The sequence below is a fragment of the Streptomyces sp. 7N604 genome (assembly GCF_052245475.1).
In the GTDB taxonomy this organism is placed as follows: Bacteria; Actinomycetota; Actinomycetes; order Streptomycetales; family Streptomycetaceae; genus Streptomyces.
In genome coordinates, this window is sequence record NZ_JBQQBX010000019.1 from 74,936 (window position 1) to 99,135 (window position 24,200).

Genomic DNA, 24,200 nt, shown 5'->3' on the forward strand with positions numbered 1-24,200 from the left:
ACCCGGTTCACCAGCCGCACGAGCAGCATGCCGCGCAGCCGATACCGGGCACAGCCGTCGAGGGTTCGTCTTCATCTCCCTGTGCGGACCCTCGGCTGCGCGGAGGGGCGCCGCAGGCCAGCGGCGCCCCTCCCCCCCACCGCTACCGCAGCCGACCGCACCCCGCGCTGCGGGGACAACAGCGGCCACCCGGCAGATCAGAACCGAAGCTGCCGCATCCCACAGGTCCCACCGGGACAACGCCCTGGCATTCCGGGGGACCCTGACCGAATCGCTGCCGGGGCACCCAGGGGCGTGATGTCCGTGATGACGCTGGGAACCCTTGCAGATCGGCCAGTCGGCGTCCACTTCGGCGACGAGCAGCTGGGCGAGGAAACGTGACAACGCTCAGTGACCTGATACGCCTGAAGCCGGAACTCGAGCTTGTATTCGCCGAACCAGGACTGGCGGCACTCCATGCCGAGGCCGAAGTGAACACCGTGGTCACCTTCACCGAGGATGACATCACCAGGTCGCACCGAGACTACGCGGACTCAGCCGGTGCCCTTGTCCTGGTTTCGCTCCGAGGCCGGCCTCTCAAGGGGCTCACCGCCGCCGCCGTCGACCGCATGCTGCCCGCCCTGGCGCACCACAAAGCGGTGGGGCTGGTGCTGACGGCCTCTACTAGGGACCTCCCCGTCTATCCCGCCACCACCCGTGACCTCGCCAGCCGTCTGCGCGTACCACTGCTGACCACCACAGCGCCGCCTTCCCTCTGGAAAGACATCAACACGGCCCTGCAGCAGTTCAGACTGCAGTGTGCCCAGAGGCGGGCTGAGCACCTCGACGGCCTCCTGAACCAACTGCCGGCTCAACTCGCCGACACCAACGCAATACAGCGCCTCGCCGAATGGATCGCCACAGCGCTGGACGCACAGGTTCTGGTCAGTGCACCGGAACGCGGGGTGCTGGCGGCCGTGCCCGATAGCGCCCCCACCCAACTCGCGCACGCCGTCATCCGGCAGGCCATGGACTCCAAGAGGGCAGCGTCGGCGGACAACGCTGCAGCGCACACCCGGTTGATTTCCTTGGCCTCGGCCACCGGAATGGCAGCCGTGCTGGCCGTCGCCTCACCGTCCCCGTTCGATACAGCCGCCGCTTCTCTCACCCAGCACGCTGCGAAGGTGATGGGCCTTCTCGACCAAGCCCAGCTCGAGTACGAGAGGGCAGCACAGTCCGCTCGCGAAGCCAGAGTTGCGACCTTCCAGCTGCTGATGATCGGAGAGGTGACCAAGGCCCGCCGAGTGCTGGCCCCATCAGCACAGGGCCTGCTGGATACGGACGAGGTACGCGTCTATGTGATCGACTGCGGAACCGCCTCGCAGCGCGAGCAAACCGCTCGTCGATGCGAGACGGTCGCCGCCGGCAGAGCACTGGCGATCCGGTGCCCCGGTATGGAACAGCACGTCATCGTCCTTGAGCCGGTACACGATGAGGAGCCGAATACGGTCGGCCTCGCAGTCGAACTCGAGAAAGTTGTCGTCGGTTTCACCGACCTGCGCATGGGCGGAAGCGGCTGCCACCCACTCGCTCTGACGTCTGACGCTTATGAAGAAGCCATCACGGCTCTCGCGTTCACCACCCACCTGCAGGAGCCGGTCGCTCTCTCACCCGGCAGAGCCAAGCTCATCTACCTCCTCGAGCCCACGGCCGCCAACGCATGGGCCGAACACCTGCTCAAGCCGATCCAGAGCCTGCCGCGACCGCAGCGGGACCAGATTGAGACGGCGCTTCCTGTAGCGCTCAGCTTTCCGCGCGCTGCAGCCGCGGCGATCCTCGATGTCCACCGCAACACCGTGGCACATCTGGTGAACAGGGCGGAGAGGCTGCTCGCCCTCGACCTCAGCCTGGACCTGAACAAGGTCGTCGTCTGCCTAGCGCTCGACATCGCCGCGCAGCCCTCATCCCCGGAGGATTCCGACCACTCCACCAGCGGCGTTCCTGACCTCAGTGCCCTGTTGAAAGCACCAGAACCCACAGCGTGGGCCAAAGCGCTGCTCAAGCCCCTGCACGGGGAACGGCGGGACCTGATAGGGACCGCAACCGCGTGGCTGGAAAACCACACCACCGTGGAGCGCACTGCTCGCGCACTGAACGTCTCCGAGGTGACCGTGCGCAGCCACCTCAGATCGGTCGAACGTGCGACCGGGCTGGACCTGGCCGCCCTCCCGGGGAAGCGGGACCTGGCCCTCGCCCTGCACATCTGCACCGACCGCCCGGTCCTGACCCTGCCGCGACCGGCCGCCGCATAGCGGCCAGTCCAGGCCCTCTCACCACCCAAGGAGCACGCGTGAAAACCGACCACCATCGCAGCCGGCAGCAGTGGCCTTACCGGCCCGACGACAACACGACAGTGCATGACCGAAGGCCTTACGCCCCATCCTGTGCACCCGCACCGTACCCCAAGGCGACCACTGTGCAGACCCGAAAGGCGATCGACTGCAGATTGTGCACCCACGGAATAGCGAAAACCGGGCACCGTCCATAGCGTGAATCCCCATAGACACACCTGAACTGCCGGAGCAACTGACATGCCTTTCCCCCGCGTTACGGTGCTCGCCTCTGCTCGTGATGCCTTTCGGATCACGGACGGGCTCCGCGCGGCTGGGCTGTCGGCCGAATTCTGGGCTCTCCCCGAGGACTGCAGCGGAATCGAAGCATCGGTGCTCGCTGAGCTCGCATCCGTGGAAGAGGAATGGGCCGCTCAGCTTCTCCAGAGCAAGATAGTCATCTCAGCATTCAAGAACCCAGAGATTCTCCGCTCAGCGGTGATCCCGTATGCACTCCCTGCTCTGTCCCCTGGAGCGGTTTGGCTACAGATGGGGCCGGTCACGCCGACCATGGCACACGCTGTCTCAGCAGCGGCCGCCAGTCACCAGATCGCCCTCATCAGCGCACCCTTGAGCCCGGACCTCGGCGGCTCAGTCGTCCACAACTGTTTCTCCAGGACCACCGTTGAGGAGCCGGTGGCCAGCCCCACTCACGGCCGTGCCTGCCCCGACGCATCGCTGCTGGATGGGATGACGCTTACGGCGCCCACAGCGTCGGGACTCCGCCTGAGGTCCCCGGGTCCCATGCCCCGGGCAACCGCCGAGGCCCAACGATCGCCAAAACAATCCAGCGGGCCGCAGGGCACCCGAGGACGGATCAAACCGCCCCGCACCGAAGGAGCTTCCATGACAACCGTCGCCGGCTTTGACATCAGTCACGTCGACACAGAGCCGAAGCAGGTAGTCGTCCCCGGCAAGATCTGGGTGACCCACCTCCGACAGAGCAGTGACATCTCTGCCGCGATCTACTGGTTCGGCCCGGGCGCGGAAGCGGGGGAAGACCGTCACGACAAGACCGAAATCGGGTACGTCATCAACGGAGAACTCAGCGACGAAAATGGAACCTATACGAAGGGAACATTCTTCATAGCCCAAGCGGGAACCGTGCACCACCCACGATCCGAAAACGGGGCGATTGTTCTCATCGTGCACGTGGACCAAGAGAAATGAGCTGGGCGCCGGGGGAGTGATTGGAGTCAGCTCCCAGCGCCCAGCACTCAAACTACGACGGCAGCCGCCCTGTTGGAGCAGACCGGCCGCCAGACGACTCCCACAGAGTCGCCACCAGCAATTTCAGGAATCCACTGGGCTGTACCGACGTGTCGACACACGTCAGCAGCGCTCAGGGTAGCCTAGCCACACTGCCCAGGAACAGGGCTCGGCCAGCGACCGGAGCACAGCCCACGTACCGGAAGGCAACGACCATGCGCGGGCGTACCCCCACTGAGGCACAGTCGGCACTCGACGTAGGCACACCTCCAGGCCAGCCCCGGGCCGCAGAGCAAGTCGTCGGAGAGGGCAGCTAGCGGTCCACCGACGGCCCGAGGCGGTTGGGACGTAGCGACCCGCAGCCGGTCAACCCGACAGAGGAGCTAGCAACTCCCGTGCGCCAGCGGGCCAGCAGGAGCTGCCCCTCCCAACAGCAGCTCCGACCGTCCACATCGACGACGTCGGCCGAGGGCGGAAGGTCGGGGCCTGCGAAGCCCAGCGCTGTTTGCCGTCGAGCTCCGCCGAGACGCAACCGTCGAAGCAGCAGAGCCGACGGCCCACGCGACAACGCAGACGGTCCGCCGACGGCCTCTATGCAGCCGACCCGCGTAGCGCCCAAACCCTGAGCCCACCGCACTGTCTGCACGCTCCAGTCACCAGGAGCCAGCTCTCATGACGTACACCGTTCCAGCAACAGCGGGTGGTTCCGCACACGAGGCACGACGCGGCGTGGCAGCTGCCATCGAGCCGCCCGGGGCTGGCGACCTGTACTGCAGCGAGCTCAACCAGCTCGGCTGGGACTGCGCGACTGGCACCCTTCCCGCACCCGAGTACAGGCAGCACCCGCGCGACGGGCGAGCCGTACGCGGGACCACCTCACGCGCTTAGTTCAGCGGAAAGCATCACTGGAAGGAGGAAGAGTCCACCATGGCAACTATCGCCCTGATGGGGCGGCGCGACGGACCACCACCGGCTGAGAACCCCATTCCCCTCCCCAACGCTCCACGCCTCCCGCGGCCTATGGACGGCCGTCAGCCCACGGGAGACAGGCACCAGGACGCGGGCGGCTCGGCGCGGAGGGATCACGTCCAAGCCTCCTCGCCGCCGGTCGCCGACGAGCTCGCCGCCGCCATCCGGGCGAGGCACCTGAACGCGCTTCTCAAAGGGCGCCGGGAGGAGCTCCAGCTGAGCCAGGAGGATGTCGCTGAGAAGCTCCAGGTGAGTGCCCGCGCGTACGGCAACTGGGAACGCGGTCGGGTCAAGAAGTGGACCGATCACAAGCTCTACACCCTCTCCACGGTGTTGAAAATGACAGGACTTCAACAAAGGCGCCTGTTCTTGCTCACCGTCGACCGAGAGCCACAGCCGCACCGCGAGTCATTGTCCGGACCGCCCACTCCCGAGAACGCCCAGACGAAGACCTACCTGCGCGACTACGCGACCATGATCAATGCGGTCACCTTCCCGTCGTTCCTCGTCGATCACCGCTGGAACGTCAAGCTGACCAACCCCGCCTTCCGCGACCTCTTCAGGGATGCGCGATCGCACACCACGGCGATGCCGGATCAGAACTTCCTACGGTTCGTGATCTTCCACCCCGACGCGCCCACCGTCCTGGCCGACCACAGTCGAAGCTGGCTCCTGCCCATGCTGGCCCAGCTCTCCTCAGCGCTGGAGATCTATGACCAGGACCATGTCCTGCACGCCATCCGCAGGGACATCGCCCGGGATCCGGCAATCCATCACGCCTACCTCCACGACACGCCGAAGTGGCTGAACGCCGTCGGATGCGACGAAACGGTGCGGCCCCTGCACCACCCGGACCGCTTGGGCCTAACCCACTGCAGAATGGTCGGAGAAACGCCCAGGACACTCCAGGCCAGGGGCTTCACCCACATCACGATGGTCCTCACGACAGCAGGGGGCTTGAAGCGGACCCGGGAAGCGTAGTCGCGGACCAGGCACCGGGGAGAACATCAGCCGGCCCAGCGTCCGCTCCACCGCCCACCTGCGCGGTCAAGGACGGTCGTTGGCCAATCTCCATCTCGATGCCGAGGCGGGCGGCATGCTCGAGGAGGTGCTGGCGATAGCCGTCGTCCACCCACGCCTTGCGGATCGTGGGGGTGGGCCGCGGCAACCTGCTCGACGAGGCGGGTGCTGGCTACGAAGTCCGGCAACGCTCGCGGCGGTGAAGAACACCGACAGCAGGAGCCCGAGTGTGTAGTTGACGATACGCCTGTGCCGGCTCAACGGCCGGGCGCTGCGCCATGCCCTACGCGGCCCGGCCGGCGCATCCGGTGGACCGGTCCACTCACGAGCAGCAGTCTCACACCGAAAGAAGGCCGACTGGATGAATCACTTCGGCACCCTGTGCTACCCCCGGTGTTGCTCGGTCGGACCCGCGAGTTCAGCCGCTATGGGTAGCGCATGAAATCCACCGAATACCGATCGCTCTTCATCGACCACCTCGCCGGGCATCTGTCCGACCAGTACAGCAGCAAGTGGCCGGTGCCGCTGACGATGGCGGTACGGGTGGTCCAGATCCTGGCGTGGCAGTTGGAGCGGCAGGAGTTCGATGCATTCATGGCATGCGTGGCTGAGGCGGCGAAGCGTCAGCGCCTGGGCAAGCCTCAGGTGCTGCCGGACACGTTCGTCTCTCATCTGCACACGCCGCTGAAAGAGCGGTTTGGGGAATCGTGCGGGGAGGCTATCCGGATTTCTGCCTCGCTGATGGGGGTGGTGCACGAGATGCTGCCCGCAGAGGAGTTCGATCTCCTGCTCCGGTGTCTCGTCGACACCCGGCGGACGATGCGGAACGTCGAACTGCGTCTCTCGCGGCGCGCACCAGCAGCGTAACGTCCCCGCCGCGGTCCGCCCCGCCGCCCGGCGGACCCACCAACGCTACTGCGCCGTTGGGCAGGAGTCTGCTGACAGCGGCGCGATACGGGGTCAACCATGCTAGAGGGCCTCGCGCCCGGGTCGTCGCAGGTCTGCGTACACGCGCGCCCTCACCCCAGCTTCCCCTGGCACGCGCCTCACCGGACCGACACCGGAAGTCGCCCACCACCGGTCCAGCTCGGTCATTGCCGCCAGCGCGGTCGCTTCATCGGCGGCGGTGATGTCCAGGACCATCAGGCCTGGCTCGGATAGGTGCTGCTCGTGGATACCGTCCATGCCCGACCCGACGCCCAGGGCACCGGCTGCGGTTCGCCGCCGGGGGCCAGATCACTCACTTGGGTGGGGCCACAGCGCCCGAGTCTTGGTCAGCATCATTGTCCTGATCGGGCAACACGAAGGGCACGGCCAGAGGGCAACCACACCAGCGCCGCCCAATCACGCGGCCGACCGCGGACAGTTCTCAGCGGAGCAGATCCACCGAGCCCGTGGAAAACACGAAACAGACGCCCCCGAAGAGCGTGTCCGGTCGCCGACCGGCTGTGCCGTGGTGGTAGTCCACTACGGCACTGGTGAGCCATTCGCGGGCACTGTTCAGGTCTTCCCCTTCACCTCTCACGAACTCCAGCGCCCAGGCAGGGAGCGCTCCGGCAGAGGTGAGCAACGCGCCATGAAGGCTATCCAGCGCGGCATACCACTCGTCCATCAGAGCGATATGACGGCGGACCAGGCGGTCGACGGCCGGGAACCCGCCCTCGGCCGCCGCAGCTCGAAGGTCAGACTCCTGGACGAGGCCCGCCTTCAGACCTTTGGTGCAGTCCACGTAGACGGCGATCTCTGCCCGGCGCTCCGCCGGTACGCACGCGTACCGCGAGCTCTCCCAGCCAGCCCCGAAATAGTCCGCGTGCCAGGAAGCGGTGTCAGACTGAAGACGCAGCCGGATCTCCGCATCACCGATGCTGACGGTGTGGAGATCGTTGCCGACGTAGCACCACTCCCCATCGGGCCCGAAGCCTTCCGCGATGGCGCACCTGACCTCCTCCAAGCTGCCGCTGCGTGCTCGGACCAGATCACTCGACGCACTGATAACCGGGCGATGACCAACGGAAAGGTTCAAAGCGGAGATGTCGATGATCGCCGCGACATGGTCGGTACGCGTGGCAGTGGTCATGCCGACAGCTTGCGATCCGGACGGTGTGCTTCTGCTCGGCGGTCCCCCGCGTGTCGGGAGCGAGTGATCGAAAACCGCCCCTCCGGGCGCATCGCACCGGATAACCGCCCGGATATCCGAGGCGAAGACGCCGTGGTCGCCCAGCGGTGCGGTATTTACGGCGCCGGGCGGTCAGCTGCACTGCACGGTTCGCTACATCGGGCGGTTCCTGGGAATGACCCGCTGGCGGTGCCGGGCGTCAGCCGCCGCGCTCCGCGCGCGCCGCGCGCACGCTCTGTGGCAGCAGCCTGCCGCCCCGATGCTTCGGCCCATGCCGCCTTCGCCGACCTCGTAAGCGATACGGCCAAGCGCGTCTGACTCGGGTTCGACCAGATCACCCTCGAGCATCACGCGCTCGAGGACGCTCGTCACGACCGAGCGGTGCAAGAAGCGCTCATCGCCCTCGGCGCCGGTGAGTTGCCGGGCGGTGTCGCCACCGCTCGGCATCCTGGGCCTGGCGCCGTCTCATGTGGGGCCTGACGATCATCGATCCGCACGCGCCCACCTTCGTGCCGTAGGGCTGTACGAGGAGGTGCTGTACGCGCGACGGTCCGGCACGGATGCGGCTCCCTGCCCCGGCTGTGACACCCCGGATTACCTCATCAGCCGCCACCGCGACGCCTGGACGCTGATGCTCGCCTTTGCCGCCCCAGACGACGGCCCCATCGTCCGCGCTGTCACCGCGGCCCTCAAGGCCGGACCCCCTGCACAGTCCGCTATTGGTCATCAACGAACACGCGACGGAGCCGTTCGTTTCACAGACCCGGTCAGCGTCCTATCCCTTACTTTTCTGCAGCACTAGAGGGACCCTGGAGGCATGGATCCTGGCGCGGACCACGGCGTGCAGACGTGCAGGGAGGTCGATGCGGGCATGGCCCGCGTGTTCGGGCTGCTCGGGAAGCGCTGGACTGGACTGATCGTGTGCGTGCTGCTGCAGCGGGCGGTGTACTTCGCCGAGTTGCGCAGGGCGATCCCCGGGATCAGCGAACGCATGCTCTCGGACCGGCTGACAGAGCTGGGGGCGGCGGGGCTGGTCGTACGGGAGGTGGAAAAAGGGCCGCCGCTGCGCGTTGCCTACCGGCTGACGGAAGCGGGGCGGGCACTGGAGCCCGCGCTCAAGGAACTCGGGCGGTGGGCAGAGCGGTACCTGCCAGAGGCGGGCACGTGCCCGGTGTCCCCCGGCGCCAGCCCGGAACGGTCGGCTTACGGCGTAGCGGAATTGGGGAAGCTGGGGGACTTATCGACGGGATGCGGCCACGTTCGACGACCAGGGGTACGGGCCAGTCGATCTCGGAGCGGATCGGATGGCCCGCCGCATCGTCATCCTGGACCTGTCGGCCACCAGTTCGCTGGACGATGGCGCGCAGCCAGCCCGAAGTGGTCCCACCGAGAGGCCGTCGCGTTGCCCGCCGGATTCGACGCCCGGCGAGCTCAGCTCCGGGCCCCTCCACACTGCACTGTACGTACGCGCTCACACGTACCCCGGGTCGTCAGACGTCCGTGACGCGCAGCCCCGCGTGGGCCTTGTAGCGGCGGGTCACCGAGATCAGGTTGGCCACCAGCGACTCCACCTGGTGGGCATTGCGCAGCCGGCCCGCGAAGATCCCGCGCATGCCGGGGATACGGGCGGCCAGCGCCTGCACGATGTCCGTGTCGGCCCGCGACTCGCCCAGCACCATCACATCCGTGTCGATCTCCTCGACCGACTCGTCCTGGAGCAGCACCGCCGACAGGTGGTGGAAGGCGGCGGTGACCCGCGCCTCCGGCAGCAGTGCCGCGGCCTGCTCGGCGGCGCTGCCCTCCTCCGGCTTCAGCGCGTAGGCCCCCTTCTTGTCGAAGCCCAGCGGGTTGACGCAGTCGATGACCAGCTTGCCCGCGAGGACCTCGCGCAGCGTCTCGAGGGTCTTGGCGTGCCCCTCCCACGGAACCGCGACGATCACCACATCGCTGTGCCGCGCGCAGTCGGCGTTCTCGGCGCCCTCGATGCCCAGGCCCAGCTCGCCGGCGGCCGTCTCCGCCCGCTCGACGGCGCGCGAGCCGATGATCACCTTCTGGCCCGCCCTGGCCAGCCGGTAGGCCAGGCCCCGGCCCTGGTCACCGGTGCCGCCGAGCACGCCGACCACCAGGCCGGATACGTCGGGGAGGTCCCATGGGTCCTTGGCCGGGGTCTTCTGGGGTGCACCACTTGCGTCGGCTGTCGCCATGGGGTCTCTGCCTTCCTGGTTGAGATGCCTGCAGGGCCGAGGTGCGGGGTTGCTCAGAGGCCGAGGTCGACCTCGAACTCACCGGCCTCGAGGATCTCCTTGACGGCGACCAGGTAGCGGGCGGCGTCGGCGCCGTCCACCAGGCGGTGGTCGTAGGAGAGCGACAGGTACGTCATGTCGCGGACGGCGATGGTCTCGCCGAGCTCCGGGTGGTCGATGACCACCGGGCGCTTGACGGTCGCACCGATGCCCAGGAGGGCCGCCTGGTTCGGGGGCACGATGACCGTGTCGAACAGCGCACCGCGCGAGCCGGTGTTGCTGATCGTGAAGGTCGCGCCGGACAACTCGTCCGGGGTGATCTTGTTGCCCCGGACCTTGCCGGCCAGCTCCGCGGTCTTCTTGGCGATACCGGCGATGTTGAGGTCGCCCGCGCCCTTGATGACCGGGGTCATCAGACCCTTCTCGGAGTCCACCGCGATACCGATGTTCTCGGTGTCGAAGTAGGTGATGGTGCCCTCGGCCTCGTTGATCCGGGCGTTGATGACCGGGTGGGCCTTCAGCGCCTGGGCGGCGGCCTTGACGAAGAACGGCATCGGCGAGAGCTTGACGCCCTCGCGCTGCGCGAAGCTCTCCTTGGCCTTGGCCCGCAGCCGCATGATCTTGGTGACGTCCACCTCGAGCACGGAGGTCAGCTGGGCCTGCTCGTGCAGTGCCTTCATCATGTTGTCGCCGATGACCTTGCGCATGCGGGTCATCTTGACCGTCTGGCCGCGCAGCGGGGACGGCTCGATGGCAGCGGCCTTCGGGGCTGCGGCGGGCGCGGCCGGGGCGGCAGCGGCGGCCTTGAGCGCCTCGGCGGCGGCGAGGACGTCCTGCTTGCGGATGCGGCCACCGACGCCGGTGCCCTTGACCGTCGCCAGATCCACACCGCTCTCCGCGGCCAGCTTGCGCACCAGCGGGGTCACGTACGCACCCTCGCCCTCGCCGACCGGGGCGGCCGGAGCCGGAACGGACGGAGCGGGAGCCGGGGCGGCCGGAGCCTGCGGCGTGGGAGCCGGGGCGGGAGCCTCGGCCTGCGGGGCGGCCGGAGCCGGAACGGACGGAGCAGGAGCCGGGGCGGCCGGAGCCTGCGGCGTGGGAGCCGGGGCGGGAGCCTCGGCCTGCGGGGCGGCCCGGGCCGGAGCCGGAGCGGCGGGGGTCGGGGCCGGGGCGGCCTCGGCGGCCGGCGCCGGAGCCTCGGCCGGGGCGCCCGTACCGTTGTCGATGATGGCCAGCTCGGCGCCGACCTCGACGGTCTCGTCCTCGGCCACCTTGATGGAGGAGAGCACGCCGGACGCGGGGGCCGGGATCTCGGTGTCGACCTTGTCGGTGGAGACCTCGAGCAGCGGCTCGTCGGCCTCGACCCGCTCGCCCTCGGCCTTGAGCCAGCGGGTGACGGTGCCCTCGGTCACGCTCTCACCGAGCGCCGGCAGGGTTACGGAAACCGCCATGGTTCCTGTTGCTCCTAACGATCTGTGCGGGGATGGGCGTTGTTAGGCGCGCGGCCGAATCCGGGCGGCCGTCGCGCCTTCTCTCATTGGGCCGGGATCACCGCATGTCTACCGGCTATGGGCGGAGTCTCACTTCCAGTGGTTCTCCAGCGCTGTGACGAGTTCCTCGGCTCGTTCGTCCACATAGAACAGGCGACCGCCGGGCACCTCGACGATGTCGGTGGCCCCCGGGATCAGGCGCTGCAGCCAACGCGCCCACTTGAGCTTGAAGAAGAAGTCGCCGGTGCCCCATACGAGCAGTGTGGGGACTTCGCACGCGCTGAGCTGTTGTCGGATATGGGAGAGCTGGTCCGGCGCCATGGAGGCCAGCAGCCGCTCCATGAACCGGGTCCCCGCGCGGTTGCCGAGGATCGGCCGGAGGTAGTCGGTGACCACGTCGTCCGGGAGGGACATGGGCTTTTGGTAGCCGGTGCGGTAGAGCTGCTTGGCAAGGAAGGGGGGCCGGGCGACCGGACCGGCTGCCCGCAGCAGCCGGGCCTTGGCTGCCCAGACGGCGGGTTTGAACATCGGCGGTGGGAAGTTGCCCTCGGTGTCGCAGTTGGTCAGTGTGAGGGACGCGAACCGGCCGGCGTTTCGCGTGAGCACCACCTGCGCGACCGCGCCGCCGGTGTCGTTGCCGACCAGGTGGACCTCGCGCAGGTCCAGCTCCCGGATCACCGTGCCGACTGCGTCGGCGAGCCCCCACACCGACGGCTCCCCCATCGGCGGGGTGTGTCCGTGGCCGGGGAGGTCGACGCAGATGCAGCGGCGGTGGCCGGAGAGCAGGCGGACGGCGTTACGCCACAGCCGCCCGTTGGTGAAGACGCCGTGCACGAACAGCGTCACCGGCCCCTCGCCCACGTCGGTGAGGCTGATGCCGCCCACGGTGTGGCGGTGGGCTGCGTACTCGTCGGGCACGGTGCGTCCTCTCCTGGAGTCTTCGGTGAAGCCGTGGCGAGCGTGCCAGCGCCGCAGCGGTGCCGGGGCCCACCAGTTGACCGAGCCCGCGGTGGTCTACGGACGCCACGTCGCGGTTTCGCTGCTGGCCATGTGCATCCTCGAGCAGGTGTGCATGGAGTTGCAAGCGTTGGTCAGGAGGTTGTTGCGTGGAAGCCAGCTGACCTCGTATGTTACCGTGTAATCAATTGCACAGCCTCTCCGCTGCCAAAGTAGACCGAGTCAGCAGAACGGGGACGTGAAGGGGGTAGCGACATTCCAGCCACACCTGACCGGAAGGCTGAAAAGCAGCGTGTTACGCAGCGCGATATCGCTGAAAAGGCCGGCGTCACCCCGGCGACGGTGTCCCGGGCTCTGTCCGAAAGGACCCGCCACCAGCTCCTTCCCGAAACGGTGCAGCGCATCGAGAAGGTCGCCGAAGAGCTGGGATACCAGCCAGATGAGATAGCTCTCGGGCGTACGGTCGGGGTGCTCGTTCCGGACATGGCCAACCCGCTGTTCCCACTGATGCTGCGGGGAATCGAGGACGTACTGCGGGATGCCGGATACACAGCGGTCTTCGCGAACACCGACAACGATCCTGCACGCGAGGAGTCAGCCTTGCGGAATCTGCAGGCCCGGCGCGTCGACGGATTCATCGCCGCAACGGCGCGCCGCCACGACCCCCTGCTCACCGCAACGCAAGACAGTGGTACGCCGCTGGTGCTCATGCTGCGCCGGACCCAGGGCCCTGGCATGTGGTCGGTCTGTCCCGATGAGGCCGAGACAATGCAGCTGGTCGTCGAGCACCTCGCGGGGCTGGGCCATCGGCGTATCGCTCATCTGGCGGGACCTCAGGATCTGTGGAACGGATATCAGCGCTATCGGGGCTTTAAGGAGTCGATGGAGAGCTGCGGTCTTGAGGTCGATGAGCGGCTTGTGGGGTTCGGTCGGCGGTTCAGTCTGGAGGAGGGGCGCAGGTTGTGCGACGAGATGCTGGATCGCCGCGCCTCGTTCACCGCGGTGGTCGCGGGGAACGATCTGATGGCGATCGGCTGCGTTGACGCCCTCAAAGAGCGTGGCATTCAGTGCCCCGAGCAGGTATCGGTGAGCGGGGTCAATGACATGCCCCTTGCCGATCACCTGAACCCGCCACTCACCACCGTGAGGCTGCCACAGCGCGAGATGGGCGTTGCGGCAGCGCAGATGCTCCTGTATCGCCTGGCCCACCGGCGTTCGACTCCACGGCGCCAGTTGCTGACACCGGAACTGGTGGTCCGAGGCTCAACTGCGAAAGCCCGGTAGCCGATCCATAACGCGCCCCGTGCCGGAGACCTGCAAAGGCCCGGCGGTGTGCTCACTCGGTGCGGGGACGGTGGGGAGCGTGGTCGAGGAACAGCGCGCGTGCGTTCCTGCTGAGGACCCCGGGATCTACCCCGGTCCGGGCAAGGCGGTCCATGAGATGGGTGTCGGCCATGTCGTAGGGACAGTCCGTGCCAGGGAGCAGCTGCTTTGTTCCCACCAGCGTCTTCAGGAAGCGCAGTGCGTCATCGCTGTGGGTCAGGGTGTCGAACCAGAACTGGTTGAGATATGCGCTGGGTGGTTGGGAGATGTGTTCGCGGGCCTCGGGGCGTACGGCGTAGGCGTGGTCCAGTCGGCCCAGCTGATAGGGCAGGTAGCCTCCGCCGTGGACGAGGACGAACCTCAGCCTTGGCCAGCGGTCGAGTACGCCGGAGTGGATCAGGCGGGCCGCGGCGATGGCGCTGTCCAGGGGGTTTCCGATGGTGTTGGTCAGGAAGTAGGGCTCGAGCCGCGGTTTGGGGCCGACGAAGTAGGGATGCAGGAGCAGCGGCACATCAAGGTCCTGCGCGGCGTCGAAGACCGGGTCCAGGCGCGCGTGTTCCAGGGGAAGCTCTTCGACATTGGTTCCGATCTGCGCACCGCGCAGCCCGAGCACGGTGACCGCTCGCTGCAGCTCATCGGCAGCGCGTTCCGGTGCCTGCAGGGGCAGGTGCGCCAGGCCGTACAGCCGGTCACTGCGACTGATCAGGTCGGCGAGGGCATCGTTGGCACGTCGGGCGAAGGTCTCAGCGGGCTTGGCGTCCTCGTCGTAGAACAAGAGCGTCGGCGATGTTGAGAGCACCGACACATCGATGCCCGTCTGATCCATGCGCGCCAAGATCGCTTCGGGGTCGTGGAAGTCCCGAGAAAGCGGCGCTCGAAAGCCCTGCGGGTGGACCATGAAGCCGTCCTCCTCGCGGACACCGAACAACCCATCACTGCTGCGCGCCATGGCCAGCAGAGCGTCGGGGATGACATGGGTGTGGACGTCGACCGTTATGTCCTGGCCGTGCAGGAGTCGGTGAAGAAGGCGCGTCCAGGCGGACCTCGTCCTCCCGAGCATCGTCAGCGTGGCGGGTCTCATTGGTTACCGCTCTTCCTTTGTCTGATCCTCTGGACCGCGCTCGTCGAGCCCCCAAGCGCGACATCGCACCTGTGGTGGCCCACCGGATACGGGTTCCATGAGCATGTCGGCGCGTGCGGGCTCATTCAGCGGCCTGGCCAAGGCTCGTACCGAACGTGGGCGTCAGCCGGTGGAGTCCGCGTGGGTGGCGGTGGTCAGGCGACAGAGACGGCGCCATCGACGAGCAGCGTGCTGCCCGAGGTGGAGCGGGACGCGTGGTCAGATGCCAGGAAGCACACGGCGTGAGCGATGTCCTCAGGCTCAGCCAAGTATCCGAGCGGGATCTGAGAGACCACCTGGGCCTCGATGTTCGGGTCCTTAGTGACCCCCTCACTCATCGGCGTCCTGACAATGCCAGGGGCAACGGTGTTCACCCGGATGCCCCGCGGGGCCAGCTCTACGGCGAGTACACGCGCGAATGCCTCGATCGCTGCCTTACTGGCCGCGTAGACGGCGGTGCCCGGCGCGCCGTAGTGGGCAAGGTTGGACCCGATCACAACGATGGAAGGCCTCTGCTCCTGCACGTGGGACAGTGCGGCGTGGGCGAGCGCGACCGGCGCCCGGACGTGCGTCGCGAACATGGCATCCAGTTCCTGAAGGAGCCTGTCCAGAGGTGTCTCGGCGACCGGGGTCTCATCGCGCGTGTAGTAGATGCCCGCGTTCTGGACCACGATGTTCAGGGCGCCGTAGGTCTCCAAGGCGACGTTGACGATCCGCCTGGCGGCGCCCTCGGCGTTGATGTCCTCTTCCACTGCGCTGCACTCGCCGCCGGCGCGCTTGATCTCCTCGCTGGTCTTTCTGAGGCGTTCGGGGTTGCGGCCGACGAGGACGACACGGGCGCCGTTGGCCACGAGCATCTTGGCGGTGGCCTCGCCGATTCCTGAGCTAGCTCCGGTGACGATCGCGGCCTTGCCGCGGAGCTGGAGATCCATGGCGCGGCTCCTTTCCCTGGATGTCAGTGTGCGCCTCCTTGGGAGGCCTGGACGTTCGCGATGTCCCGGCCCTCCGCAGCGCCTTTGACGGCAGCGAGGCGGAGCCCGGCGAGGCCGGGTCAGAAGGCTGCCGACGGCGTCGTGGCACGTCGGTGCATCGGCTCGACGGACACCTGGGGACTGAGTCTCGCTCGCCGCATGGCCTCATGCGGGACGCAGCCGAGGTGTCCCAGGTTGTTCATCGCCAGACAGCAGTGTGGCGATCATGTGCAACTGATTGCACCGAGGATGCCCGGGCGAGCGTCTACTGTCAAGCACTTATGGCTGAATATCATCGCAAGCACCTGCCTCGGAAAGCCACTGTGACCTGGGAACATATGCAGATCGGCGGCAAGCTGTTGACGCATAACCGATGTCGTGCTTACTCTGCAATCAATTACATAGCCCGGGTCCAGGTCCGATCGACACCGAGATCAGGCCACCGGCCACGAGCCGCTTGCCGGAGGTGCCAGTGGCGTCGACCGCAGATGTCGTGTCCAGCGACCGGCTCCATGCCACCCGCCTCGAGCACGCTGTTCGGGCGCTGCCGCGCCCCGCATGTGGCGCTGTGCATGTGGCCGACATGAACACCATCCGGCCCGGGCCGCGCCCGAGAAGGTGAGGTAAGCGCGTATGAAGCTAGGTTTCGTTCTTCCGAACGTCGGCCCGAGTGCGACGCCTGAGGGGATCCGACGTATCGCGCAGCTCACCGAGAGGCTGGAATACGACAGCGTCTGGGTAACGGACCGGCACATCAAGCCGAAGAATCCTCAGGACGATTACCCCGCCTCAGCGACGGGCCAATGGCCAGAGACGTACAAGGACGTCCTCGATCCCATGATGTCGTTGGTCTGGGCCGCTGGCTGCACCACACGGGTCCGCCTGGGGACAAGCGTTCTGGTGATGCCCATGAGGAATCCGTTCCAGCTGGCCAAGCAGTTCGTGACCCTGGACGTGCTGTCGGGCGGGCGGGCTATCGCAGGCCTGGGGCAGGGCTTTTCACGCGATGAGTATGAACTGGTCGGGGTGTCACGAAAGGGCCTGGGGGAGCGCGCCGACGAGTTTCTGGACGTGATGAAGTCCGTCTGGGCCGGGGGCTCCGTGGCGTACGACGGAGAATACTTTCACATTCCACGCTCCGACGCCGGACCCAAGCCCATCCAGCGGCCGCCTGTCTACCTTGCGGCCTACACCGAAAAGACCATGAAGCGTGTGGCAGATGCGGCCGACGGCTGGTTCCCCGCCGGCTTCCCCGCCCAGGTGGTCGCCGACTGCATGAACATGATCCGGGAGACCGCCCGGCAGAAGGGCCGTGACGGCGACGCGCTGAAGGTGATCTACCGCGCCATCCTCCACATCACCGATCAGCCCCTCGGGAACGACCGCGCGATCTTCTCCGGCTCGTTGGAGCAGATCAGGGATGACATCGCCCAGGTGCGTGACATCGCCCGGGCCGATGAGCTGGTTTTCGACACGGTCAGTCCGGAGCCTCGAGCGATCGAACAGCTGGAGGCCGACGCGGAACAACTGAAGCACCTGGCGGACGGGGCGTAGGGCTCGGCCGTATCACCCAAGGGCCGCCGCACGTCCACTTCCAGAAAGGGGGCATCCGGACATGCCTGACATACAAAAGTTCTCCATAGACGACGCAAAGTGGAGAGAAGTCCGGGAGCAGCAGATCAGCGGCGACGGAAGAATCTTCGTCGGTGACATCATCGGCGAAGAGCTGACGAACAAGCTGTCGGCAGGGTATGTCCTACAGGGTCCCGGCACATCCAACTCGCTGACGACCTCCATGGACGAGGTGTTCGTCTGCCTGAAGGGTGAATACACCATCGAGACCGACGACGGCCAGAAAGCCACCGCCGGTCCCTGGGAATTCCTCTGGCTTCCCAAGGGCACGAACATCACCTACTCCGGTAAAGAGGGCGAAGAGACCTTGGCGGTGTTCTTTACTGTTCCGCCATACCGGGCCACCGAGTATTCGCTGGCGGTGGAAGAAGAATACTTCAAGCCTGTGCGCGAGAAGCCCACAATCACGTCGACCTGATGTCACCCCAATGCACTGGCGGAGTCACGCCATTGCCTTGGCCGGGTAGCCGCCAATGAGACGCCTCCTGACACGGCCGCAGCGGCCCAGAAGAATCGTTCCGCCTGTCGGTGCCGCCGCTTCCATTCGGCACCAGAGCCGTCACTACGGCAGTGCGAGGAACTCTTGGGGTTCGCCGACGTGATCCACGTCCTGTGCCGCGGGCGACAGGTCGCCATGTGCTCGGCGCCGAGGCCACCTACCGCGACATCTTCGCCCACGCCCTCCCCTGACCGAAAGAAGAACCCCATGGGTACCGCAACGTTCGGGCGCCCCGTCGACTGGCAGGAACCAGTCGATTACGGCCGCCTGCGCACCGATCGGCTCAAGCGACTCAAGGCCCACTTGGATGACTCAGAGCTCGGGGCCCTGCTTGCGTTCGACTTCTACAACATCCGCTACATGACAGCCACGCACATCGGCACGTGGGCGATGGACAAGCTCCTACGCTTCGCGCTGCTACCACGCGGTGGCGAACCGGTCATCTGGGATTTCGGATCCGCCGCCCGCCACCACCAGCTCTACAACGGCTGGCTGGAAGGCAGGGCTCACGCCGGTCTGTCCACCCTGCGCGGAGCTATGCCCCCCGGGGCCGGGCGCGCCGAAGACGTCGCCAGCAAGGTGTACGCCGTTCTCGCCGAGTACGGCTTGCAAAACGAGCCCGTCGGAGTGGACGTCGCCGAGTGGCCGGTGATCGCGGCGATGCAGGACCAGGGGCTGACCGTCACCGACGGCCAGCAGCTGTTCATGAATGCCCGGCGGATCAAGACCGATGACGAGATCACACTGCTGTCGACAGCGACCAGCATGGTCGACGCCGCCTACGTGCAGCTCGCCGAGTTCCTGCGCCCCGGCGTCCGGGAGAACGAATGCGTCGGCCTGGTCTCCAAGGTTCTGTACGACCTGGGCTCCGAGCACGTGGAAGGCGTCAACGCGATCTCCGGCGAACGCTGCTCACCCCACCCGCACGTCTTTTCGGACAGGCTCATCCGCCCCGGTGACCCGGCATTCTTCGACATCCTGCACTCCTACCAGGGTTACAGGACCTGCTACTACAGGACTTTCGCTGTCGGCGGCGTCTCGCGAGCCCAATGGGACGCATACCAGCGCTGCCGCGACCACATCGAACAGGCCATCGCGCTGGTCAAGCCCGGCGCCACCACGGCCGACATCGTCTCGGTATGGCCCAGGGCCCAGGAGTTCGGCTTCGCCAACGAGGAGCAGGCATTCGGGCTGCAGTTTCTCCATGGCGTGGGCCTGTCCATCCACGAGAAGCCGATCGGCTCCCACCTGATTTCCCATGACCATCCTGAGGTTCTGAAGGAGGGCATGGTCCTAGCTCTGGAGACCTACGAGCCCGCGGACGACGGCACGGCGGCCCGCCTCGAGGAAATGGTCGTGGTGACGCGGTACGGGTGCAAGGTCATCACGAAGTACTCCCTGGATAAGTGGGTGCTTGACACCCCGCGCTACCACTTTGTCGGCTGGGAGCCACCGACCCGCGGTGTGAACCCCAACCCCACCACAGCACCAGCACCAGGAGGTGAGTGACGTGCCGACCCCCGCCCCCCAGCAGGCGGCATCGCCGTTGACTCCCGCCAGTCGCGACGATCTTCTGGCGATGCTGGAGCAGATGGCGGTCATCCGTTACACCGAGAAGGCCGCCTATGACCTGTTCATGAAAGGCCTGGTGAAGGGCACCACCCACCTGGCTGCCGGCCACGAAGCCATCGCCGTCGGCGCGAGCGCAGCCCTCCGCCCCGACGACTACGTCCTGGCAACCTACCGCGGCCACCACCACGCCATCGCCCGCGGACTGCCGCCCGAGGCCTGCCTGGCCGAGCTCATGAGCCGCGCCACCGGCGCCAGCCGCGGCAAGGGCGGCAGCATGCACATGACCTACGCCAAGGGCAACATGCTCGGCTCCTACGCAATTATCGGAGCCCACCTGCCCATGGCCGCCGGTGCTGCCTGGGCAGCGCAAAGGAGAGGCACCGAACAAATCGCCGTCGCCTTCTTCGGCGACGGAGCCACAAACATCGGCGTGTTCCACGAGACGCTGAACCTCGCCGCCGTCTGGAACATACCGGTCCTTTTCATCTGCGAAAACAACCTGTACATGGAGTACACCCCGATCGCCTCGGTCACCGCGGTGAAGCATCCGGCCGCGGACCGCGCACCGGCCTACGGCATGCCGGCGGAGATCGTGGACGGTAACGATGTCGTGGCGGTACGCGATGCCGTAGCGCGGCACGCCGCACGCGCCCGTAGCGGCAAAGGCCCAACGATTATCGAGGCGCCCACCTACCGGCACTACGGGCATTCCAGGACAGACGACGGCAAATATAGGCCCGAGGAGGAAGTGCGGGAATGGCTCGCGCCCGAGCGGGACCCCCTGCCGCGACTGGAACAGCGCGTCCGCGACGCCGGAGCCGACCCCGCCCCCGCCCTGGCCCGGGCTCGCGCCACCGTCGACGCGGCGATCGAAGCCGCCAAGGCAGCCCCACCGCCAGACCCGAGCGAAGCCTTCACCGATCTATGGGCCGACAAGGAGGGGGAGTCATGGAGAAACTGATCACCTATCGCGCGGCCGTTGCCGACGGTATCGCCCGGGAAATGCGCCGCGACCCCTCCATCGCCCTAGTCGGCGAGGACGTCGGCGCCGCAGGCCACGTATTCAAGATCACAGCCGGCCTATGGGAGGAGTTCGGCCCGGACCGGGTCCGCGACACCCCCATCAGTGAGCAGGGTTTCCTCGGAATGGCCATGGGCGCCGCCATGACCGGCATGCCCACCATCGCCGACCTGATGTTCGCCGACTTTGCCGCCAACGGCTGGCCATACATCGCCAACGAGGCACCGAAAATCCGGTACATGACCGGTGGTCAGATCAAGAAGTTGCCGCTGGTCATGCAGTTCGCCAACGGCGGCGGACTCGGCTTCGGCGCTCAGCATTCCCAGGCGATCGAATCCTGGCTGCTGACCATCCCCGGTATCCGCATCGTCGCCCCGTCCACCCCCGCCGATGCTACCGGCCTGATGGCCAGCGCCATCCGCGCAGGCGACCCCGTGGCGTACCTCGCACACAAAGCACTGCTGGCAACCAAAGGTGCCCCGGCGCCGCCCGACCACGTGGTGCCACTGGGCGAGGCCGCCATTCGTCGCGAGGGCCATGATGTGACCCTGGTGGCCCTGGCCTGGTCGGTGCCGTTGGCGCTGCAGGCCGCCGAACAGCTGGAAGCAGAGGGCATCTCCGCGGAGGTGATCGACCTGCGCTGCCTCAATCCGTTGGATACACGAACGGTGAAGGCCAGCGTTGCGAAGACCAATCGTCTGGTCATCGTCGAAGAAAATCCCTATCAAGGCGGATGGGGCGCCACCCTAGCCTCCCTCATGGGCCAGGAAGCCTTTACTGACCTCGACGCGCCGATTACCCGGATCGCGGCTGCCAACGTCCCGATCCCCTTCGCCGACATCCTCGAACAGCAGGTACTGCCATCGATAGCCGGGGTGACCGACACCGTCCGCAGCCTAGTACTCACCTGAAAGGGAGACCGTGATGACACGCAGCCCCGATCCCATCGGACCCGCCCCCGGGCCCGTGGTCGAGCGCGGCCGCATCGTGCGGGACGTTGTCGACGGGCCGTGCGCGTACTTCTCCCGGCTGGCGACGGCCGGACCGTACACATTCCTCTCCGGCCTGGCCGTGGACAACAGCGGCAACAAGCCAGATGGAATCGACGTCCTCCCGCCGTACTACCTCTCCCGGCCGGAACAGGCCAGAAGCGAGACAGAGTTCTTCTACAAGCGGTACGTGGAGCGGCTTCCGGAGCTGCACTCGTCGATTGGCGATGTGGTGCAAATCGAGACCTGGGTTCCGGAGAAGAAGCTGGGCCCCGCCTTCCTCGAGACCACTCGGGGTCCCGGATTCCATGACGTTCCCGAGGAACGTCCCACCAGCGCACTGATCAGCACCGGTAATCTGGTGCATGACTTCGCCTCGGTGGTCCACACCGGCATTGCCGTCAGCCCCCGCTACGGCACGAGCAAGCAGGTCGTCCCCGCCAGCGAGGGGTATCACGAGAGCTTCAAAGACAAGAACTACGGCAGCAGTTTCACCGGCGGAGCTCCCTTCAACGAAGCCATCACCGGCGGCGGAATGGTCTTTACGGTGGGAGATACCGCCGTCGACTGGGCGACACGCGACATCCACCCCAAGGCGAAAGTCGACCCCTTCGTCGCGTGGGGAAGCGAGATTGCCAGCGAGACGGAGTTCGTGCTGACTCGGCTGGAGCAGTATCTGAGCCGGGTGGGCGCGACTTTGGACGACGTCGTCCACATGACGGTCTACCTGACCCACTTCGAAGACCTGGCGGAACTGGACCGAGTGTGGCGCAAGCGATTCGCCACCGATCCTCCGGCCCGTACCGTGATCCCTTGCTCCGGATTGCTCATCCCCGCCTACGAGGGCACAGACCTGCACCACCGCGACCGGGCCGTGCGCATGGAGCAGATCGCCCAGTCGATCAACCCGGGCGGCGGCTACACCAAGCAAATCGTCAGCACCGGCGCCAGGCCCCTGGGCCACGAATCGGAAGCCATCAAGGCCGGCCCTCTGTTGTGGACCTCGAACGTGGTCGCAGGCGACGCCTCCGGCCTCCACACGGCCCCCGACATTGCCAGCCAGCTCGACTACCTCTTCACCCGCCTCGACGCCATCTGCCAGGCCGGCGGAACCAGCCTGAGCAACCTCGTACGACTCCGCGCTTTCGTCACCGAGCCCGTTGACGGCTATGCCGTCTACACCATGCTGCGCAAGGCCGTCCCCGAAGATCCCCCCACCGTGGCGGTCACCGCCGTACCCGGACCCCTGCACGTGCCTGGAGCACGTGTGGCCCTCGACGCCGTGGCCTACGTGCCCTGAAGAGGCTGATGCCCGATGCGAACGACAACCGGTACCCGGAACCGAAGAGGTAACTCGACCTGCAACGAGCCGTCTATGACCACACAACTTGTCGGGCGGTGCTCTCACCGCCGACACCCCCGAAGGAGGTCCCGATGAGTCAGCAGTCCAAGGCCAGCACCCGCCTGGGGTTGCTCCAGCCCAAGCTCGAGGCCGGCGACAGAGCACCGATGATGGTCGACAACCTTGAGCGCCACATTGCCGAGGCAGCGAAGCTGGGAATCGACCTGCTGGTATGCCCAGAGCTGTATCCCGGCCCGGTGACCTGGCACACCCGCTACGACGTGGTCGAGAGGATCCAACGCGCGGCGCAGCGCCACGGTGTCGACGTCGTCATGGGCACGACCGAGAAGGCCGACGTAGACGACGAGCAGGCCTATCACATCGTGTGTGTGGTGATCTCCCGCCACGGAGAGATCATCGGCCGCTACTACCGTCACCGCCCTGACAGCGACTACTACTACGGCCTCTACGCATTGGGCCCGCACTGGCAGTTCACCTACGTCGCTTACGACTACGGCGAAGATGAATTGCCTGTGTTCGACATGGGCGACTACAAGCTCGGCATCGCCATCTGCAGCGAAATCTTCGTCCCCAAGATCGCTAGTGAACTGGCGGACAATGGTGCCGAGCTCATCGTGAACCCCACCGGGATTCTCATCGACGACCTGGGGTTCACCGAGAACTGGCACACCATGGTTCGCCAGGCCGCCATCTCGAAAAACGCCTACTCCGGCACGACCATGGGCCTCATGGACGGCGCCCTGCGAGAGGCGCATGTGAAGACGGGATTGAAGCCTGTCGATCCGGCAACCGGCCTCAACCGTGGGCACGCCATGATCGCGTCACCGGAATACATTCTGGGCACCATGACGGGGCCGGGGATCCTGACCGCCAACCTCGACTTCGATTACATCCGCGGCATGCGCAGCTCGCCCGAATTCCCCAACGGCATCCACTCATTGCCGCCGCCCTACGCCTCCCTTCCCGGCCTGCACAACCTCTCGTGATCCGCCTGAGCTGCGGACAGTCATCCACAAAAGGAGTCAGCAAATGGCCTGGTACGCAGTCGAAATTCCCATTACCAGCAGCAATGGGGGAAGCGGACGCCAGGTGTTCGTGTACGAGGACACTAATCGCCGCTGCGCTGAAGCTAGGGCGCTCGCTGACGTGCACTCCGAGGAGGCGATCCGCCACCGCCGGGGCGCGGCCGTCGAGCTCAACAAGATGACGACCAGTCCCGTGGCGTTGGATATCTTCCCGCTGCCCAGAGGCCCTGTCTCGCCCGTGGAGACCGCATGCTGATGCATCCCCAGCGTGAGCGAGTCTCCACGCTGAGGCCGTGGTGGGGGGCGAGTGGC

General features: G+C 66.6%; 20 protein-coding genes and 1 pseudogene. 14 read left to right on the forward strand and 7 right to left on the reverse strand.

Going from position 1 to position 24,200, the window contains the following annotated elements; all coding sequences use genetic code 11:
* Window positions 1–608: 608 nt before the first annotated feature.
* From ACTWP8_RS21560 to ACTWP8_RS21575, 4 genes are all read left to right on the forward strand, one after another.
* Window positions 609–2,291, forward strand: coding sequence for a helix-turn-helix domain-containing protein (locus ACTWP8_RS21560; RefSeq protein WP_443323791.1), 1,683 nt, complete (start codon window positions 609–611; stop codon window positions 2,289–2,291).
* A 924-nt stretch (window positions 2,292–3,215) separates the two neighbouring features.
* On the forward strand, window positions 3,216–3,539 hold the full coding sequence (locus tag ACTWP8_RS21565) for a cupin domain-containing protein (RefSeq protein WP_443323792.1): 324 nt from the start codon (window positions 3,216–3,218) through the stop codon (window positions 3,537–3,539).
* 966 nt (window positions 3,540–4,505) lie between these two features.
* Window positions 4,506–5,528: an MmyB family transcriptional regulator gene (locus ACTWP8_RS21570; RefSeq protein ID WP_443323793.1), complete on the forward strand. Its 1,023-nt coding sequence runs from the start codon at window positions 4,506–4,508 to the stop codon at window positions 5,526–5,528.
* Window positions 5,529–6,005: 477 nt separating this feature from the next.
* Entirely contained in the window at window positions 6,006–6,434 is a 429-nt protein-coding gene (locus tag ACTWP8_RS21575; protein WP_443323794.1) for a hypothetical protein, read from the forward strand.
* A 102-nt stretch (window positions 6,435–6,536) separates the two neighbouring features.
* Here the strand turns inward: ACTWP8_RS21575 and ACTWP8_RS21580 are convergent, their stop codons facing one another.
* Complete coding sequence (locus ACTWP8_RS21580; RefSeq protein WP_443323795.1) at window positions 6,537–6,752, reverse strand: DUF6207 family protein; 216 nt, start codon at window positions 6,750–6,752, stop codon at window positions 6,537–6,539.
* Between the two features lie 184 nt (window positions 6,753–6,936).
* Window positions 6,937–7,644 (reverse strand): hypothetical protein, encoded by a 708-nt coding sequence (locus tag ACTWP8_RS21585; RefSeq protein WP_443323796.1) that lies wholly within the window; start codon window positions 7,642–7,644, stop codon window positions 6,937–6,939.
* 856 nt (window positions 7,645–8,500) lie between these two features.
* Here ACTWP8_RS21585 and ACTWP8_RS21590 point away from each other — a divergent pair.
* Window positions 8,501–8,854 (forward strand): annotated as a pseudogene (locus ACTWP8_RS21590) (winged helix-turn-helix transcriptional regulator); the annotation flags it as partial.
* Between the two features lie 319 nt (window positions 8,855–9,173).
* On the opposite strand, the gene npdG reads toward ACTWP8_RS21590, so the two are convergent.
* The 3 genes from npdG to ACTWP8_RS21605 all read right to left on the reverse strand — a co-directional run bounded on the left by npdG (window position 9,174) and on the right by ACTWP8_RS21605 (window position 12,334).
* A complete protein-coding gene (npdG, locus tag ACTWP8_RS21595; protein WP_443323797.1) occupies window positions 9,174–9,887 on the reverse strand; it encodes an NADPH-dependent F420 reductase in 714 nt (237 codons plus the stop codon).
* Between the two features lie 53 nt (window positions 9,888–9,940).
* On the reverse strand, window positions 9,941–11,377 hold the full coding sequence (gene sucB / locus ACTWP8_RS21600) for a 2-oxoglutarate dehydrogenase, E2 component, dihydrolipoamide succinyltransferase (protein ID WP_443323798.1): 1,437 nt from the start codon (window positions 11,375–11,377) through the stop codon (window positions 9,941–9,943).
* Window positions 11,378–11,506: 129 nt separating this feature from the next.
* Window positions 11,507–12,334 carry an alpha/beta fold hydrolase gene (locus ACTWP8_RS21605; protein WP_443323799.1) on the reverse strand — a complete coding sequence of 276 codons (828 nt, stop codon included), beginning with the start codon at window positions 12,332–12,334 and terminating at the stop codon, window positions 11,507–11,509.
* Window positions 12,335–12,682: 348 nt separating this feature from the next.
* Here ACTWP8_RS21605 and ACTWP8_RS21610 point away from each other — a divergent pair, with 348 nt between their 5' ends.
* Window positions 12,683–13,657: a LacI family DNA-binding transcriptional regulator gene (locus tag ACTWP8_RS21610; RefSeq protein WP_443323886.1), complete on the forward strand. Its 975-nt coding sequence runs from the start codon at window positions 12,683–12,685 to the stop codon at window positions 13,655–13,657.
* A gap of 52 nt (window positions 13,658–13,709) precedes the next feature.
* Here ACTWP8_RS21610 and ACTWP8_RS21615 read toward each other — a convergent pair whose 3' ends face one another.
* Complete coding sequence (locus ACTWP8_RS21615) at window positions 13,710–14,777, reverse strand: amidohydrolase family protein (protein WP_443323800.1); 1,068 nt, start codon at window positions 14,775–14,777, stop codon at window positions 13,710–13,712.
* Between the two features lie 194 nt (window positions 14,778–14,971).
* On the reverse strand, window positions 14,972–15,748 hold the full coding sequence (locus ACTWP8_RS21620) for an SDR family NAD(P)-dependent oxidoreductase (protein ID WP_443323801.1): 777 nt from the start codon (window positions 15,746–15,748) through the stop codon (window positions 14,972–14,974).
* Between the two features lie 672 nt (window positions 15,749–16,420).
* Between ACTWP8_RS21620 and ACTWP8_RS21625 the strand changes: the two genes are divergently transcribed.
* From ACTWP8_RS21625 to ACTWP8_RS21660, 8 genes are all read left to right on the forward strand, one after another.
* Window positions 16,421–17,341 (forward strand): TIGR03619 family F420-dependent LLM class oxidoreductase, encoded by a 921-nt coding sequence (locus ACTWP8_RS21625; protein ID WP_443323802.1) that lies wholly within the window; start codon window positions 16,421–16,423, stop codon window positions 17,339–17,341.
* 61 nt (window positions 17,342–17,402) lie between these two features.
* Window positions 17,403–17,837 carry a hypothetical protein gene (locus ACTWP8_RS21630; protein ID WP_443323803.1) on the forward strand — a complete coding sequence of 145 codons (435 nt, stop codon included), beginning with the start codon at window positions 17,403–17,405 and terminating at the stop codon, window positions 17,835–17,837.
* Between the two features lie 288 nt (window positions 17,838–18,125).
* Window positions 18,126–19,427, forward strand: coding sequence for a M24 family metallopeptidase (locus ACTWP8_RS21635; protein WP_443323804.1), 1,302 nt, complete (start codon window positions 18,126–18,128; stop codon window positions 19,425–19,427).
* Between the two features lie 70 nt (window positions 19,428–19,497).
* A complete protein-coding gene (locus tag ACTWP8_RS21640; protein WP_443323887.1) occupies window positions 19,498–20,451 on the forward strand; it encodes a thiamine pyrophosphate-dependent dehydrogenase E1 component subunit alpha in 954 nt (317 codons plus the stop codon).
* Window positions 20,439–21,422 (forward strand): alpha-ketoacid dehydrogenase subunit beta, encoded by a 984-nt coding sequence (locus tag ACTWP8_RS21645; protein WP_443323805.1) that lies wholly within the window; start codon window positions 20,439–20,441, stop codon window positions 21,420–21,422. The genes ACTWP8_RS21640 and ACTWP8_RS21645 overlap by 13 nt, the downstream gene beginning before the upstream one ends.
* Window positions 21,423–21,435: 13 nt before the next feature.
* Window positions 21,436–22,800, forward strand: a complete 1,365-nt coding sequence (locus ACTWP8_RS21650; RefSeq protein ID WP_443323806.1) for a RidA family protein — start codon at window positions 21,436–21,438, stop codon at window positions 22,798–22,800.
* A 134-nt stretch (window positions 22,801–22,934) separates the two neighbouring features.
* The gene (locus tag ACTWP8_RS21655) at window positions 22,935–23,849 is read left to right on the forward strand and encodes a carbon-nitrogen hydrolase family protein (protein ID WP_443323807.1); all 915 of its coding nucleotides are present in this window, start codon (window positions 22,935–22,937) and stop codon (window positions 23,847–23,849) included.
* A 43-nt stretch (window positions 23,850–23,892) separates the two neighbouring features.
* Window positions 23,893–24,144 carry a hypothetical protein gene (locus tag ACTWP8_RS21660; protein ID WP_443323808.1) on the forward strand — a complete coding sequence of 84 codons (252 nt, stop codon included), beginning with the start codon at window positions 23,893–23,895 and terminating at the stop codon, window positions 24,142–24,144.
* The last annotated feature ends 56 nt before the right edge of the window (window positions 24,145–24,200 follow it).